This is a genomic window from Paenibacillus jiangxiensis, from assembly GCF_046098255.1.
GTDB lineage: Bacteria > Bacillota > Bacilli > Paenibacillales > Paenibacillaceae > Paenibacillus > Paenibacillus jiagnxiensis.
On record NZ_JBJURI010000017.1, the window covers coordinates 61,902 to 77,473 of the forward strand.

A 15,572-nucleotide genomic window follows, 5' to 3' on the forward strand; every position below is an offset into this window, starting at 1 on the left:
TCCTCCTGTGAACTGCAACTCCATTGTTTGTTGTATCTAACAATTGGGGTGCAGTTCAGCAAAGACCAGTCTTTTTGTTTTATACGATTTGCCTCCTATTCCGAATTGGAAGAAGGATACAAGTGACACGCAACCTGGCGTCCGCGGGCCGCCTCGGCAAACACGGGCTGGATCTTGCTGCAAATGTCCATGGCCGCCGGGCAGCGGTTATGGAACGCACAGCCGCTTGGCGGGTTCTCGGGGCTTGGCACGTCGCCCTTCAGGACGATGCGCTGCAGATCCGCTTCCGGGTCGGCGACCGGAACAGCGGACATCAGCGCTTTGGTATACGGGTGCAAGGGTTCCTGGAAAATCTCCTTTGTCGGCGCCAGCTCCACCAGTTTTCCAAGATACATAACCCCGACCCGGTCGCTGATGAATTTCACGACAGAAAGATCATGGGAGATGAACATATATGTCAGGTCGTACTTCTCCTGCAGATCCTTCATCAGGTTCAGCACCTGCGCCTGAATGGATACGTCCAGCGCGGATACCGGTTCATCGCAGACGATGAATTTCGGATTCAGGGCGAGCGCTCTTGCAATGCCGATCCGCTGCCGCTGTCCTCCGGAAAACTCATGAGGATAACGCCCGGCATGGTAGGACGACAGTCCGACGACCTCCAGCAGTTGGTCAACCCGCTGCTTAAGCTCCGTTTTGCTCAAATTTTCATGGGTGATCAGGGGTTCTTCCAGCACCTGCTGCACCGTCCATCTGGGATCAAGCGAAGCGAAAGGGTCCTGGAACACCATTTGCATATCTGTCCGGAATTTGCGCAATTGCTCAGGATTTAGACTGCGCACGTCCGTGCCGTTGAATAGAATTTCGCCGTCCGTAGGCTCAATCAGTCTGAGGATCGCCCGGCCTGTCGTGGATTTGCCGCACCCGGATTCACCCACAATAGCCAGCGTTTCCCCCTTCTGCACCGTCAGGCTCACACCGTCGACAGCCCGGACTGCTCCTACCTGTTTGGAAAATAAGCCTTTTTTGATCGGATAATGCTTCTTCAAGTTACGAACCTCAAGCAGTGTGCTCATGATATCCCTCCTGCTGCAGCAAGCAGCGGCATTTATGCCCTGCTTCCACTTCTTCCAGCTCAGGCGCATTGGCACGGCAGATGTCCTGGGCAAATTGACAGCGCGGCGCGAATCTGCAGCCTTCCGGCATTTCCAACGGATTTGGTACCTGCCCGGGGATGGAGGCCAGCCGGTCCTGCTCGCTGTTGAGCTGCGGCAGGGATGCCAGCAGACTTTTGGTATAAGGATGCTTCGGATTTTTGAAAAGAGTCTTCACATCCGTCTCCTCCACGACCTGTCCGGCGTACATAATGACCACCCTGTCGCACATTTCCGCAACTACGCCAAGATCATGCGTAATCATCAGGATGGACGTGCCTTCCGTTCGCTGCAGCTCTCTCATCAGATCCAGAATCTGCGCCTGGATGGTCACATCCAGCGCCGTTGTCGGCTCATCCGCGATAAGCAGCTTCGGGTTGCAGACCATGGCCATCGCGATCATTACCCGCTGCCGCATCCCGCCGGACAGTTCGTGGGGATAGGAGACGGCCACCTTTTCGGGACGGGGAATTCCGACCTTGGTCAGCATTTCCACGGCCCGTGACATCGCTTCCTTCCTGCTCACGCCCTGATGATATCTCACAGCCTCAGCAATTTGCTTGCCCACCCGGAATACCGGATTGAGCGAGGTCATCGGCTCCTGAAAGATCATGGCAATGCGGTTGCCGCGGATTTGGCGCATTTTTCGCTCCGAAAAGGCGAGCATGTTCTCACCCTCCAGACGAATCTCCCCGGCGGCCACCTTTCCAAGCCCTTTGGGGAGAAGCTGCATAATGGACAAGGATGTGATGCTTTTTCCGCAGCCGGATTCGCCGACGATCCCGAGGGTCTCTCCTTTATCCACCGCCAGATCCACGCCATCCACCGCCCTGATCAGGCCAGCGGCTGTTTTGAACTCCGTGCGAAGGCCGGTCACCTCAAGCAGCTTGGTCATATCTCCGTCCCTCCTGTTCCAATATAATCTAAATATTTGGGATACTCCGTTCCCGTTAGCCTGATGCTCATTCGATATTCAAGCTCCAGTTGTTTATTTACCGGCATCCAAGTATTTCAGCGCGGTCAGCGCGTATACTTTGGCCGATTGAATGATCTGCCATACTGGTGCGCGTTCATTAAAGTTATGAATCGTTGGAAGCTCGGCCGGGCCATACTGCAGGACAGGGATGTCGTACTTGCGGAATGCGCGCGCATCGCTGGTCGCCCACTGCAGCACGCCATACGCCTCCTTGCCGCTCACTTCGGCAATCGATTGCACCAGATCATGCACGATGTCCGTGGTCGGCGGCGTCCAGTTCGCATTGCCGAAGAAGCCAAACTGCTTCAGTTCGCTATGAATGCCCACACCTGCCAGCAGTTCCTTCGCTCTGGCCAATACATCCAGGTAGTCCACGCCGAACGGCACGCGCGAATCAACCTGCACGGTGCAGCGGTCCGCCACCACATTCACTTTGGTTCCGCCCTGGATCGTTCCGATGTTAACCGTCACATGGTCAAAAGCCTGCCCGTATTCCGGTGTTCTTTCCTCGGCTACATACCGTTTGGAGATTTCAATCATTTCCTTGACCTCCTCCGGAATGTCGGGTTTGATCTCCCAGAGCTGCTGCAGGGCTTCGATGCCCCGGGCCGCTTTCAGAATCGCGCTTTCGCCCGCGATTGGCTGCAGGCTGCCATGTCCGGGCGTACCTTCCACCGTAAACTCAAACCAGCAGCTGCCCTTCTGGCCAATCGTCGGATTTTGCGGACCTGACGGCTCGGCAATGACAGCCGCCGTCCCATCGATATGCTTGCGTTCCAGCATCCACGGCACACCGAGATGGCCGCCGGTTTCCTCGTCTGGCACGACCAGCAGTGACAGGCAGCCATCCAGCGGAACCCCCAGCTTGGACAGCAGGGCGACTGTAAAGATCAGCCCCCCAAGGCCTGCCTTCATATCCGATGCGCCGCGCCCCAACAGATAGCCGTCGCGAATCTCACCGCAGAACGGGTCAAAATCCCAGCGGGACAGATCCCCCGCAGGCACGACGTCCGTATGGCCGCAGAAAATGAGCCGTTTTCCGCCAGCTTCCGGTGAACCGTAATCAGAGACGAGATTCCACATCTTGGGCTCAGCTTCATAGACGGTCGTTTCGATGCCGGCCTCCTTCAGATAGTTCATGATGAACTGGCTGATGTCCCGCGAGTCCCCGGGAGGATTTTCGGAAGGGAACTGAATTAACCGCGAGCAGAGCTCCAGCAGTTCATCCTGCCGTTTATCAATTTCTTCGAGCACAAGCTTTTTCCAATCTGTCATATCGGTCCATCTCCTTTGCATTTACCAACGGTCTGTTTTTTCGCAAGAGGCACTATCCGCCTTGTTAGAGAAACATCGTGTAACTGCACGATCACGAATATGACAGCCCCCGGCTGTGCATTGACCGGGGGCGTCATGGCGGGCTTCTGAATTATTGCTTGTTCAACGAATAGAAACGGATGACTTCATCAGGATAGTACACATATCCGCTGATATTTTTGTTCATGCCCACAATCCGGTTGTATTCATAGAGGTAGGCCCATGGCGCTTCGGAAGTGATGATTTCCTGTGCTTTGCCATACAGCTCCTTGCGGGCATTTTCATCCTGCTCCGTGCTGGCCTGCTCCCACAGCTTATCCACTTCAGCATTGTTGTAGTGCATATAGTTGGAGGAGCCCTTGCTGTACATCAGGAAGCCGAGATGATAGCCCGGATCATTAACGAAAGAAGTCCATTTGGAGATGTAGGCTGTCAGGTTGCCTTCGCGCTGCTGTTCCAGAAATTGCGCACGCGCGACGTTAACGATGTTCATCGTTACCCCGATTTTGGCGAGTTCAGCCTGAATCAGCACGGCATCGTCCGCCCAATCCTGGAACCCGGAGCCAAGGGTCAGATCGAAGGTAAAGCCGTCAGGATATCCCGCTTCGGCAAGCAGTTGTTTTGCTTTTTCCAGATCGTAGGTGTAATTATTTCCTGCATCCGTATAACCCGGTGTGTTGCTTGCAACCGCGCTCTTCATCTGCTTCGCCTGTCCGTACATGACATTATTGATCAGCTGATCGTAAGGAATCGCATAAGAGATGGCCTGACGCACCTTCGGATTGTCGAATGGCTTCACGTTGTTGTTCATGGCAAAATACAAAATCCGGTTACTTGCGTTGGATTGGACCTTCAGCTTCTCATTGCTTTCCAGGGTGGCAACGTCCTTAGGCGGAATTTCAATGGCCATATCCACATCGCCTTTATTCAGCAGCAGCACACGGTTGGAAGCCTCTTTCGTAAACTTCATGTTGACCTTGCTGACCTTTGGCGCCCCCTGCCAGTAGTCCGGGTTTGCGTTAAACACCGCTTCTGTAGCCGGGTCCCATTTTTCCAGGAGGAACGGTCCGGAGCCCGCTTCGTTCGTTTTCAGGAAGTCTCCGTCGCCTTTTTCCTTCACAAGCACATCATCGACAATGGAGAAGTTATACAGGGAAATCATCTGCAGGAACATATGGTTCGGCTTGGACAGCTTGACTTCAACCGTGTGATCGTCCACGGCGGTCACCGTATCGATGGCGCTCATCCCGTACAGAAAGCTGCCGGAGTCCGAATTTTTCAAGCGCTCAAATGAAAACAGTACGGAATTGGCTGTTAGCGGGTTGCCGCTGTGAAACTTGACACCTTCACGCAGATGGAACGTATAGGTCAGTTTGTCATCGGACACATCCCAGCTTTCCGCCAGCATCGGCTGAATGTCCTCGGTATTGGCGATTTCGCCGCCTTCGGACGATTTTGTGCCATAGGTGACAAGCTGATCATACAGGGCAAGCACCAGTGTGTCGGACGTCAGATCGCTGGCTTCGGCCGGATCCATCGTCGAACCGCCTTCCGAATAAGCAATGGTGACTGCTTTGGGTGCGGATGAACCTTCCGCACTTCCCCCGCCGTTAGAGGCCGCCTGATTGGCGTTGCTCGCGCAGCCTGCCAGCCATAGAACCATGGACATGGCGATGAGTAAATAAAGACTTTTTCTGAGCATTGCATTTTCCCCCTTGCTAACTTGTGCTTTATATTAGTTATTTGCTGGAGCGCAGCCTTGGATCAAGCACATCCCGCAGACCGTCCCCAAGCAAATTGAACCCTAAGATAGCTGTAGCAATTGCGAGTCCGGGAAAAGTAACAATCCACCATTCTCCCGATATGATATAAGCGCGTCCTTCCGAAATCATGGCCCCCCACTCTGCCGTCGGCGGCTTGACCCCAAGGCCAAGGAAGCTCAAGCTCGCGGAGGTGAGAATGGCAAACCCCATGCCCAGCGTGGCATTGACCAACAGCGGAGCAAGCGCGTTCGGGAAAATATGTCTGAATAAAATGGTGGAATCCTTCACCCCAATCGCCCGGCTGGCTTCCACAAACTCCTTTTCCCTCAGAGAAATGGTCTGTCCGTGAATGAGTCTGGCGAATTCGGGAATGCCCACGATACCCACAGCAATCAGCGCGCTGAGCAGCCCCGGGCCCATCGCGGCCGCGATAGCCATGGCCAGCACCAGCGAAGGAAAAGCAAGCAGGATGTCCATACAGCGCATGATAATGCTGCCTGTCCGTCCGCCGTAATACCCGGCAATCGCTCCAAGCGGAACCCCGATCACAAAGGAGATGGATACGGCGATCATGCCTGTCCATATGCTGATTCTCGCTCCATACACGACTCGACTGAATATATCGCGGCCGTAATTATCCGTACCAAACCAATGCTCCGCGCTTGGAGGCAGCAGCTTGTTGACCGGATCGGTGCCATACGGATCATGCGGAGCAATCCATGCGGACAGAATTGCCGTCAGCATCCAGCCCAGGATGAATATCAGTCCGATTACAGCCAGTTTGTTGCGAACCAGCAGCCGCCAAAAGGTCGTTCGCTTCCCCGCGGAAGCCTGCGGCTGTCCGACAGCCGTTTTGACCGCTGCATCACTAGCACTGCTCATTTCAGTCCCCCCTGTCTCTCTCTTCTATTTACTCATAGCGGATGCGCGGATCGAGCCACCCGTAAATCAGATCCACAGCCAGGTTGATAAAACTATAGATTAGCGCGCTGACCAGTGTGAAAGCCTGAATCGGCGCATAATCCGCCGCCAGGATGGAATCCGTTACGTAGCTGCCTACCCCCGGCCAGGTGAAAATCGTTTCCGTGATCACCGCGCCCCCGATCAAATAGCCAACCTGCAGGCCAAGCACTGTCAGTGTCGGAATAAAAGCATTAATCAGCGCATGCTTGTAAATGACGATCCGTTCCCCAAGCCCCTTGGCCCGCGCGGTGCGGACAAAATCCTGGCCAATGACCTCAAGCATGCTGGAGCGCATCATTCTGGCCACGATGGCCATCGTGCCTGTGCTAAGACAAATGGCAGGCAGAATCAAATGAGAAATGCTGCTCTTCAATGCCACGAAATCCCCGCTCAGCAAGCTGTCCAGCACATAAAGCCCGGTAATATGCGTCGGCGGATTCAAATCATTGCTGATCCGGCCCATCGGGGCGGGGGCAATGCCCAAGGTTGCATAAAAGATGTAGATAAACAAAAGCCCGATCCAGAAAATCGGCATACACGCCCCGATCAAGGAGAACACCCGCGAAATATGATCGACGATCGATTCCTTGCGTGTGGCTGCAAGAATGCCCACCGGGATCGCCACCAGAATCGCCACAATGAGACTGGCCAGGGCCAGCTCAATCGTCGCCGGAAACCGTGTCGCAAAATCACTGGCTACCGATTGTCCCGTATGATAGGCCTCGCCGAGATTGCCCTGCAGCAAGCCGCTTATATAATGAAAGAACTGAATGTACAGCGGCTGATCAAGCCCCATGCTTTTGCGGATATTTTCTATCGTTTCCGATGTTGCCTGTTCTCCCGCAAGCATGACGGCAGGATCGCCGGGCAGAACCCTTGAAATAATAAAGGTAATGACAACAATCCCCAGCAGCGCCGGGATCATTTGAATCAGCCTGCGAATGGTGTAGATAACCACTGCTTTCCCCCCTTTTTATACGGATGCAGCGCATCCTCTCTTGTCATGTTTGCATTCCCCTCGTGTTATGTTTGTTCTCCCGCTTGCGATTTTTTCAATTGTACTGTAATGAACGCATTGCTTCCTATGTGCCCTGCAAATAAAAATACGCTCTTCTCTTTGTCGTTTGAGCACAAATGGAACATTTAATGTAATTTATCAAACAAGCTTATTAGACAAATATGTAAATTTATATAACAAAATGACCTATTGAGCTGCGGCTACCTTTTGCTGCTCTGAGACGCTCCAAGAACGAAGCATTCCTACAATCGCTGTTGCCCCCGAATTTTTTGAATTATTTTTCAGAAGAAATCATCATTCTCATATGATTTCAAATAAAGCAAAGAGGTCGAGAACAGGAGATACTTGCTCCTAATCTCGACCTTTTTTTTGTACTGCATGTCTGCCATACAGTATCTTCATATTTTCCCGCCCGCTCGTTTCTTATTGTATATCCGTAGCGATGCTATACAATCTCCCTCATTCATCCGGAAGCCTAGCAGTTACCACCAGAGCTCGAGTGGATTAGCTTTGATATGTCATACCCGTACTTATCTCCGCTGAGCAGCAGCTTCAGAATCATCGGTACATAAACAGGCCTTCCTTTGACCCGTAACAAAACTTTAAGATTTTCTGTTACTTTTCCTCGTTTTATATCCTGTATATTGGTTAAATGACAGACGAGATCGTCATAAAATTCTTTTTTTCCTGAGAGGAGCTGCACAGCATGAGCATGAAATTCAGAAGAGAGTCAGCTGCAAAAACGGTTATAGCCATGGGGATCATGGGTGCGGCGGTTTTCGGTACAACGGTCTCCACTCCCACTCCGCTCATATCCGCTTCCAGCGCCGCAGCAGCTGCAGCCACTAGCGATAGCATAAGCGCCGAGCAGAAGCAAATGGCCATCGATACGCTAAATTCTTTCTATAAACCTGCTTTGAAGGGACAATTTCCGGGAGCCGTCAGCGGCTTTACCATGGGTAAGACCAAACGGACCGAAGTGATCAAAAAGTTCGGGGAGCCTATGGAAAAAAGCGGGGGCTTTGAATTTTATACCGCCAATATGGGGAATCCCGGTTACGCTTTTGCCTATAAATCCGGGGTGATCAACGAAATGCGTTATTTCGGCACAAACGTAGAGCGGCAGACCAATATCGGCGGAATCACGATCAGCATGCTGTGGCAGCAGTGGTTCAAGCCCGAGCACAGCACAATCATCCATAGCGGCGGTAAACAGCAAATCAAGGTAACTTACCTTAGAGGCGATTACAAGCTGGACTTTATTTTCAACTCCAAGACCGACCTTGATCATATCAATTTGACCAAAGCATAATTCACGAAAGCTGCGGAGGAGCGAAGCTTACAGAGCCAGCGCTTCCTCCGTAATTTTTCTGATATCAATGGTGGAGCTCATTCCATCCTGCACGATATCTGGCAAAATGTTCTGCAGAAAATAATCTACACAGTGCAGCCGGATGTCCTTGATTTTAATGAGCGCATTGCGGTACATGACCACAAATTCCCTCTCGCTGTTGCCCCTTTGCAGCTCGGCAAAAGCCTCATACACCTGGTCCAGCTTGTCGGCAACCTCCAGAATCAAGCCCTCAACGGACTGATCCTTGCCCTCACGCAGTTGTCCGCGGAAAATGGTCTTAAACTCCTCCGGGATATTTTCCTCGATAAAATGCTCCACCATAGCTTCTTCAACATGCTGCAGCATGGAGCGGAGCTCCAGTGAGTAATGCTTGACTGGCGTCTTGATGTCTCCAATGAAGATTTCGCCATAATCATGACTGCTTGTAATCTCGTACAGCTTCTTCCAATCTACTGTTACACCATGCTGTTCTTCAATATCCGCCAGCGTTTTGGCGTACTGCACAACCTTCCAGGAGTGGGCGGCCACGCTGTGCTCCTCAAATTTAAACTTTCCGGGGCAGCGGATAATCCGTTCCAGATCGTTCAGTGACCGAAAATACGTATGGATTCCCATGAATTAGCCATCCTTTGTCTAGTGTATGGATCGTCGATATACCAGAATCAGTATAAATTACATATGTTAATAGAAAATTAATTGAGGTTCCCTAATTTCTCCAATATCAAAATCCGCAGACCGTTATGGCCTGCGGATTAACTATTATTCCCAAATGGCAATTTAGATAAACTATGTAAAATCGATTCCCCGCACCTTGGCAAACACCATCTGATTCACAAGTGTACCATCATCTTCGCGCTCCCAGCTGCGCAGAACGCCTTCCAGCGTAAATCCCGCCCGCCTCGCGACAGCGGCACTGCGCGCGTTGCGATCATCACAGCGGATTTCCAGTCGGTTTGCGCCAAGCTGCCTGACGGCAAAATCCGTTATGCCATGAACAGCTTCCGTGACAAGCCCTTCCCCGGAGCGGGACGTTCTGATCCAGTAGCCGATTTCAAATCTGCGGACGTTCCAGTCGATCCGGTGCAGACCACATGCGCCGAGCACTCCGCCGCTCTCTTTATCGCACATCAGCATCATCATATCTGTCCGTTCCAGGAAGCGGAGTCTGCTGCGGCGTACAACCCTCTCCGTTTCCTCAGGCTCGGGAGTCACACGGGCAAACGGCAAAAAGGGCCGGAGTTCCTTGAGACTTTCCCGAATCGCTGCATTCAGCGGAGCTCCGTCTCCCCAGCGTGGGGCCCGAACCGCCAATCTTTCGGTTTCAAACTGCTCCGGAAAATCCTGCAGCAAAGGATCTTTTTCCATAATGCCTCACATCCTATGATGGTTTTTCTGATTCTTACTTTTATTAACCATGATGGATCTGTCAGCTTATATTATCGTCCTAAAACACATGCATTCCTTTTAACCCAATATACAAAAGGTCCTGTCATTAAAGACAGGAGTAGCAAAATCACTGTTATACAACTAATTTACAGACTCCAACTGATGCACAATGATATCTAAATTTTTCAAAGCGGTCTGCACTCTGCTTTTTTTAATAGGAATGCAATCATACCTAGCTGCCCTGCTTTCATTATAGAGAGCACGATATGCATGAGCAACTTCATGGCCAAGTTTCAACTCTTTTACAACTTCACGATTTCTTTCTGTATGATTTTCTTTTTCGTTTGATCTGCGGATTCTATTTTTTTGGTCTACTTTGAATAAATGGTACTCAACTAAATGAAGAGCACTATAAAACGCAATTGTGATTGCCCAATCACAAGGGTAGTCTTCTATAGACATAATTTGATTTAATGATTTTTTATTTCTTTCGTATTGTATAATTCTCATTTCAGGAGACAAAAAAATCAACTCCTTGGAAAGGAAACTGCTCCATCCGGTATATAATCTTCAGTAAAATATTCGGCTGGAATATAATCAATTTCTATATTTAAGTTCGGGTATTCCCATGCAGCTTCATTTTGTATTTTTGCTAAATTCAATGCTAAATCTTCGACATCATCATCATTCAATATGAGCAATAAATAAATATCCTCGTTCTCCTCATAAACATAGATGCTTTTAATGTTCGAATCAGCGTAAAATTTATCTACAATTGATTTTGTCTCCATACGATTTTCACCACCCAATTGATGAGTATGTGAATCAGTATCGGAAAATTCTTGAGAGTATATACTTTTGGTAAATTTACTTTGATACTCTATCATCTTATTGCTTAATGAGGACTCTTGAATCAAACCATTCTGCATTAAAAATTTATCGTACATTGATTCATATAAATGTTCAGAAACGTCTTTTGCGAAGTTCTCAAATTCTTCAATTGACATCTTTATTTGTCTGGGCATTTTTCTCCCACCTCGTAAATAAAAACTATTTGATACCTCTTCCAAGCATTTCTATTATAATATCATTTTATTTGAATTAAAAGTTCTTATATCAACTAGTTTTTCTCCTTTTATTATTATTTACTCTTTATCTGTAAAGTAGTATCCTGCTGCAAAAAATAGGTAAAAATTATGATATACGCTCATGCCTAACGATTGAATCACGTAAAATGAGCATCTATTGACCTCCACTCAAATAATGGTTATATTTGCAACATATTAACAATCATATTTAGAGGTGGTTCGTTTGAATTATACAACCACGATTCTCGAAGAGATAGAGCAATTCATAAAGAAGAACGGACTAAATATCAGTCAATTGGCGAGACAGTGCGGAATGAATCCGGGTACTGTGAGTTCCATCCTGAACAATAAAAGAGTGCTTGCCGTGGATCAGTTGGATCGGATTACTGTAACGATGAATCTGCCCCACGGGCATTTTTACGAGCAGTACCTGCAAGAGTGTCTAAATGAAGCTGCCCCAAATTGGCGCAGAATCAGACCCTTCTTATACCGCTGCACAGAGTTGGACAAGCTGGAATGCGTCAAGCTGACTGTAAATCTGTTGATGGATAACCTGTTATATTTGTCTCCTCTGCTTGAAGCAGCAGAGGATTTTTTTGGTCAAGGCAAACGTGCTGCAGCTGCAATACTTTACGAGAGCATCGCTTTAAGCGAGAAAAATCAACATTCAGAGCGGTTGGCTTTTTGTCAATACAGATTGTTTTCTATCAGACAGGGAAATGATCTTGAACAGAATTACCAGGCAGCCATCCGGTTTGAACCTTACGCAGAGCGTCTTCATGAGATTGATCAACTGGATGCATTGAAGGATTTGGCCAATACCTTTCGTTCGTTGCACCGGTGGGATAAGGTATATACAACGGCAATGAAGCTGAACCATCTGGCAAAAGTGCAATACTCCTTGTCAAGTTCATCCAACCGGAATCTGAGAGCAAATCAAAAGAAGCCGTTAAGGCCTCTATTTTTTTATGTGGCATATAGCAGCCTGCTCATTGGGGGATTTTACCATGACCAAGGGAACTATGACCTCGCATTCAAAAAGGCTAATGAATATGCAGATTTAAAGTGGGTAAAGGAGACAGATGAAGACACACTGCATTGGAAAGGTCTGTTTCAAGAGTGGGCAAGAGCAAATATTTTTTTAGCCAGGTTAATGTCCGGAGAGACAAAATTACTCCCGGAATATGTTGAATTCATTGAACCGAAGAAAATCGAAGTGATCCGTGGCTTGTGGAATATCATGATCGTGGCAAATCGCTTCAGCGTTGATGTAGATCATATTCTCGCCAAATTTGAAGCAGAAATATCCAGCCTCCATGAGGAAAAAGGCAACGAAATATATAACGATCAAAATACAGCCGACCAGCATATTGGTCTCCTGACGGAGCTTGCGCAATATTATTTATCCAGAGGCCATTACGAAAAGGGATTTCGTCATTTGTTAGACGGTTTGAAAACATCCGCTGTCATTAATGATGAAAGCTCTATGCTTCGTTTTATCCGACTGTTTGAACGTTTACGGAAATTTGCATCAGTTGAAGCAAAGCTGGTGTATCACGACATCTTGGAAATGGGAGGAAAGAATGAAGAAAGTAATATCATTACTGTTCGTAACTAGTTCAATATTATTAGTGATGTTGAACTATATTATCCAGTCTATTCAGTTAGCCTCGATCCACGGAGGTGGATAAAGGGAGCAACGCACCTCAGGAGAACTAAGGTCAACAAGAATACTACAAACAGGGACATGTTAATGCTGAACAAAGCTTATCGGCCACTTCCAGTGATACATATTCATTGGTGTTCAGTTAGCCATCGTTGCATAGGAAATCCTGATCTTTTTTCAACAGTTCCTATTTCTTACCGAGAGCCGAAGAGCTCTCTTTTTTTATACATCGCCGCCATTCGTTATCTTTGATTTCATATGGTGTCTTCAAATACTGTCCGCCACCCACATTTTGTACAAAAGCACAGCACTTAAATAAGTCATCACCCCCTTCTATATTACATAAATAAAGGTATCCGAATCATTTTGTTGTAAAATATTAGAAATTATGTTCTGATGTATCATTTTACATCTATTCATGTAATAAGAGGGGACAAGGGGAAACTGGTACCAAGATGGGGGAAATCATTATGAATGAAATAACCGGGGCATTTGGAGCAACTTACTTGCGAATTTCAATGGACAAGGGAGAAAATGAGGATACGTTGCAGAATCACCGGGAGCTTATGGAGGAATTCTGTGGCGAGAACCATTACACATCTGAGGTTTATGAAGAAATTGTGAGCGGGGGGAAGCATAATCTGGGAGCACGCCCTGAGTTGCAGAAGCTAATCGACAATATTGAACGATACCAAGCCATTTTTACAGTGTCTCTGGACCGTCTTTCACGGAATGGACTGGTGTCGCAGCAGATCAAGCAGCTTTGTATCGATCATGAAATTAAAATCATTACGCCTTCCCAGACATTTGACCTGGCGGGCTCGCTGGAAGACCGTCTCATGTATGATGTGAGTTCTTTGTTCGCCGCGCTGGAGTATGAGATGATCGGCCGCAGAAACAAGGTCAATAAAATGCAGCGTGCAAGACGCGGGGAGTACGTAAGCGGAAGACCTGCCTACGGCTACAGACGGAGCCGGGAAAGCAAAAAGCTTGAAATTTACCAGCCCGAGGCAGAGGTGGTACGGTACATCTTCAAGCTTTATAAGGATGGATTGGGCAGCCGCAAGATTGCAGACATACTGAACCGTGAAGGCTTCAAGACGCGGCTAGCCAATGCCTTCCGTCCCTCTACCATCAGGAGGATTCTGCGGAATCCCGTATACAAGGGAAGTGTGGTGTACCAGCATCGCAAGCGAGTCAAGGAAAACGGAGAGTACAGATACAAAACGCTGAAATCGATCATAACAGATCACGCCCACCCTGCCATCATTCAGCCGGATGAATGGGAGCAAACCCGTCAGAAACAGGCGGAACGCAGGACAGAGACCATGCGCACCTACGAAAGGCAAGCCGTCAAAACAGGAACCACGATGCTGAAAGATCTGCTGTTCTGCGGCGTATGTGGAAGAAAGCTTGTCATCCGTAAAGAAAAAAACGGTGTTTTCACAATTAAGCCTTGCGACAATTTGCTGCCAGGCAGCAATACGAAATGTTACAACCAAGGCATGAGACTAAAGTTTCTGGAAGAAGAAGTGGTGCTGAAACTGCAGGCTTACAAGCAGCGGCTGGCTGCTCAGCTGCAGCTTCTGGTGCAGCAAGAAACGGACACCATCCTTATGGATCTTCATGAACGCTTGGCTCTCATGGAAAAGCAGCTGCAGGAGAACGAGCGCCTGCAGGAGAAGCTGCTGGACCTGGCGTTGACAGAATCCTTTTCGTCCGAAAAATTCAAAATGAAGGCACATGCCTTGCTGGAACAAGGCCAATTGTTAGAAGAATCCAAGAAGGAAATCATGCAGCAAATCCAGTCCATAGAGGCTGTCCCCTCCATAGACCAGTTAACGCAAATGATCGAACTGTTTGAGGAGTTCCAGAACCTGACGCCAGAAGAGCAGAATGTAACCTTGAAGCAGTTTGTAAAACGAATCCACTATAAAAGAGTCATGCCGGCGGGTATTCGGAGGCGGTCCACCAGGAACCAGGAACGTCAAGCCTATCCCTTCAGCTTTAACATTGAATACTTTTAATCCCCAAATGGCTTCGACCAACAACTCAGGAATCATAAGCACCGCTATTAAATACAAAAAATGAGGTTTCTGGTTCATCAGAGACCTCATTCATGCAACCGTTCACAAAATATGATGACAACACCCCGGTCCATTTGTATTCATTTTGACCACTCATTCAGATCATCCCTTGATTATATATCCACCCTTCAGAACTTCTGAAGGGTGGCAAGTTATTTGCCTATCAAGCCCCACCATTGGCCGATAAGCAGCCGTTCATTGTGGGTAATCCAAATTGATTATACTGGAAATTTTGTTATCATAATGCCATACGAACAGAAGGCGATACACGTTAATCGTGGTCTTTATCATGCCAGTTTGACAACGTTGACAGAAGTTGCTGCAAAAATCGTAGCGCCATCTCCCGTGTTGACAAGGGTTAAAGTGCTCGCCATTGTAGTGCTGATGATCGTGCCACCAGAAACAGAAAGCTGGTTGCCGACCGTCCCATTCTGGTTTCCCTGTGAGCTTTGTATTCTTGTTCCATTAAGCGCAAGTCCCGCGGATAAAGTACCCGAAGGGGAGGGAAATCCATTAGCATTATACTGGACAGAGTAAGTTTGATTAGGAGCTAATCCGATGTCGGTAGAACCCGCAGTGTGCGTAATGGCTGTACCATTTAGTACATTATTGGGACCCAGCGGAATTGCTGAAAACACCGGCACAGACGTTGCTGGTCCGCTAGCAGTGCTCAAATTATTCGCAGTCACCGTCGGTCCTGTGACTCCTGTAGATCCTGTGACTCCTGTAGATCCTGTGGCTCCAGTAGCTCCTGTCGCGCCAGTAGATCCCGTTGCTCCCATGGAACCCGTTGCTCCCGTGGC

At 48.6% G+C, this 15,572-nt stretch carries 14 protein-coding genes and 1 pseudogene; 3 read left to right on the forward strand and 12 right to left on the reverse strand.

Annotated features, from left to right (window positions below):
• Positions 1 to 95 precede the first annotated feature (95 nt).
• The 6 genes from ACI1P2_RS17060 to ACI1P2_RS17085 all read right to left on the reverse strand — a co-directional run bounded on the left by ACI1P2_RS17060 (position 96) and on the right by ACI1P2_RS17085 (position 7,128).
• Entirely contained in the window at positions 96 to 1,076 is a 981-nt protein-coding gene (locus ACI1P2_RS17060) for an ABC transporter ATP-binding protein (protein WP_355321052.1), read from the reverse strand.
• On the reverse strand, positions 1,060 to 2,049 hold the full coding sequence (locus ACI1P2_RS17065; RefSeq protein ID WP_355321053.1) for an ABC transporter ATP-binding protein: 990 nt from the start codon (positions 2,047 to 2,049) through the stop codon (positions 1,060 to 1,062). The genes ACI1P2_RS17060 and ACI1P2_RS17065 overlap by 17 nt, the downstream gene beginning before the upstream one ends.
• Positions 2,050 to 2,142: 93 nt before the next feature.
• On the reverse strand, positions 2,143 to 3,405 hold the full coding sequence (locus ACI1P2_RS17070; protein ID WP_355321054.1) for a M20 family metallopeptidase: 1,263 nt from the start codon (positions 3,403 to 3,405) through the stop codon (positions 2,143 to 2,145).
• 151 nt (positions 3,406 to 3,556) lie between these two features.
• Positions 3,557 to 5,146 (reverse strand): ABC transporter substrate-binding protein, encoded by a 1,590-nt coding sequence (locus ACI1P2_RS17075; RefSeq protein WP_355321055.1) that lies wholly within the window; start codon positions 5,144 to 5,146, stop codon positions 3,557 to 3,559.
• A 37-nt stretch (positions 5,147 to 5,183) separates the two neighbouring features.
• A complete protein-coding gene (locus tag ACI1P2_RS17080) occupies positions 5,184 to 6,089 on the reverse strand; it encodes an ABC transporter permease (RefSeq protein ID WP_355321056.1) in 906 nt (301 codons plus the stop codon).
• A 28-nt stretch (positions 6,090 to 6,117) separates the two neighbouring features.
• Entirely contained in the window at positions 6,118 to 7,128 is a 1,011-nt protein-coding gene (locus ACI1P2_RS17085; RefSeq protein ID WP_355321057.1) for an ABC transporter permease, read from the reverse strand.
• 766 nt (positions 7,129 to 7,894) lie between these two features.
• Between ACI1P2_RS17085 and ACI1P2_RS17090 the strand changes: the two genes are divergently transcribed.
• Positions 7,895 to 8,500, forward strand: coding sequence for a YjgB family protein (locus ACI1P2_RS17090; protein WP_355321058.1), 606 nt, complete (start codon positions 7,895 to 7,897; stop codon positions 8,498 to 8,500).
• Between the two features lie 27 nt (positions 8,501 to 8,527).
• On the opposite strand, the gene ACI1P2_RS17095 is transcribed toward ACI1P2_RS17090, so the two are convergent.
• From ACI1P2_RS17095 to ACI1P2_RS17110, 4 genes are all read right to left on the reverse strand, one after another.
• Positions 8,528 to 9,157: a YfbR-like 5'-deoxynucleotidase gene (locus tag ACI1P2_RS17095; RefSeq protein ID WP_355321059.1), complete on the reverse strand. Its 630-nt coding sequence runs from the start codon at positions 9,155 to 9,157 to the stop codon at positions 8,528 to 8,530.
• Between the two features lie 171 nt (positions 9,158 to 9,328).
• On the reverse strand, positions 9,329 to 9,907 hold the full coding sequence (locus tag ACI1P2_RS17100) for a GNAT family N-acetyltransferase (RefSeq protein WP_355321060.1): 579 nt from the start codon (positions 9,905 to 9,907) through the stop codon (positions 9,329 to 9,331).
• A gap of 162 nt (positions 9,908 to 10,069) precedes the next feature.
• The gene (locus tag ACI1P2_RS17105; protein ID WP_408976256.1) at positions 10,070 to 10,438 is read right to left on the reverse strand and encodes a hypothetical protein; all 369 of its coding nucleotides are present in this window, start codon (positions 10,436 to 10,438) and stop codon (positions 10,070 to 10,072) included.
• Between the two features lie 17 nt (positions 10,439 to 10,455).
• Positions 10,456 to 10,953, reverse strand: a complete 498-nt coding sequence (locus tag ACI1P2_RS17110; protein ID WP_355321062.1) for a hypothetical protein — start codon at positions 10,951 to 10,953, stop codon at positions 10,456 to 10,458.
• A gap of 277 nt (positions 10,954 to 11,230) precedes the next feature.
• Here ACI1P2_RS17110 and ACI1P2_RS17115 point away from each other — a divergent pair, with 277 nt between their 5' ends.
• Positions 11,231 to 12,634: a helix-turn-helix domain-containing protein gene (locus ACI1P2_RS17115; RefSeq protein ID WP_355321063.1), complete on the forward strand. Its 1,404-nt coding sequence runs from the start codon at positions 11,231 to 11,233 to the stop codon at positions 12,632 to 12,634.
• Positions 12,635 to 12,749: 115 nt separating this feature from the next.
• Here the strand turns inward: ACI1P2_RS17115 and ACI1P2_RS17120 are convergent.
• Positions 12,750 to 12,859, reverse strand: a pseudogene (locus ACI1P2_RS17120) (helix-turn-helix domain-containing protein); the annotation flags it as partial.
• 293 nt (positions 12,860 to 13,152) lie between these two features.
• Here ACI1P2_RS17120 and ACI1P2_RS17125 point away from each other — a divergent pair.
• A complete protein-coding gene (locus ACI1P2_RS17125) occupies positions 13,153 to 14,709 on the forward strand; it encodes a recombinase family protein (RefSeq protein WP_355321064.1) in 1,557 nt (518 codons plus the stop codon).
• A gap of 347 nt (positions 14,710 to 15,056) precedes the next feature.
• Here ACI1P2_RS17125 and ACI1P2_RS17130 read toward each other — a convergent pair whose 3' ends face one another.
• Entirely contained in the window at positions 15,057 to 15,551 is a 495-nt protein-coding gene (locus ACI1P2_RS17130; RefSeq protein ID WP_355321065.1) for a hypothetical protein, read from the reverse strand.
• Between the last annotated feature and the right edge of the window lie 21 nt (positions 15,552 to 15,572).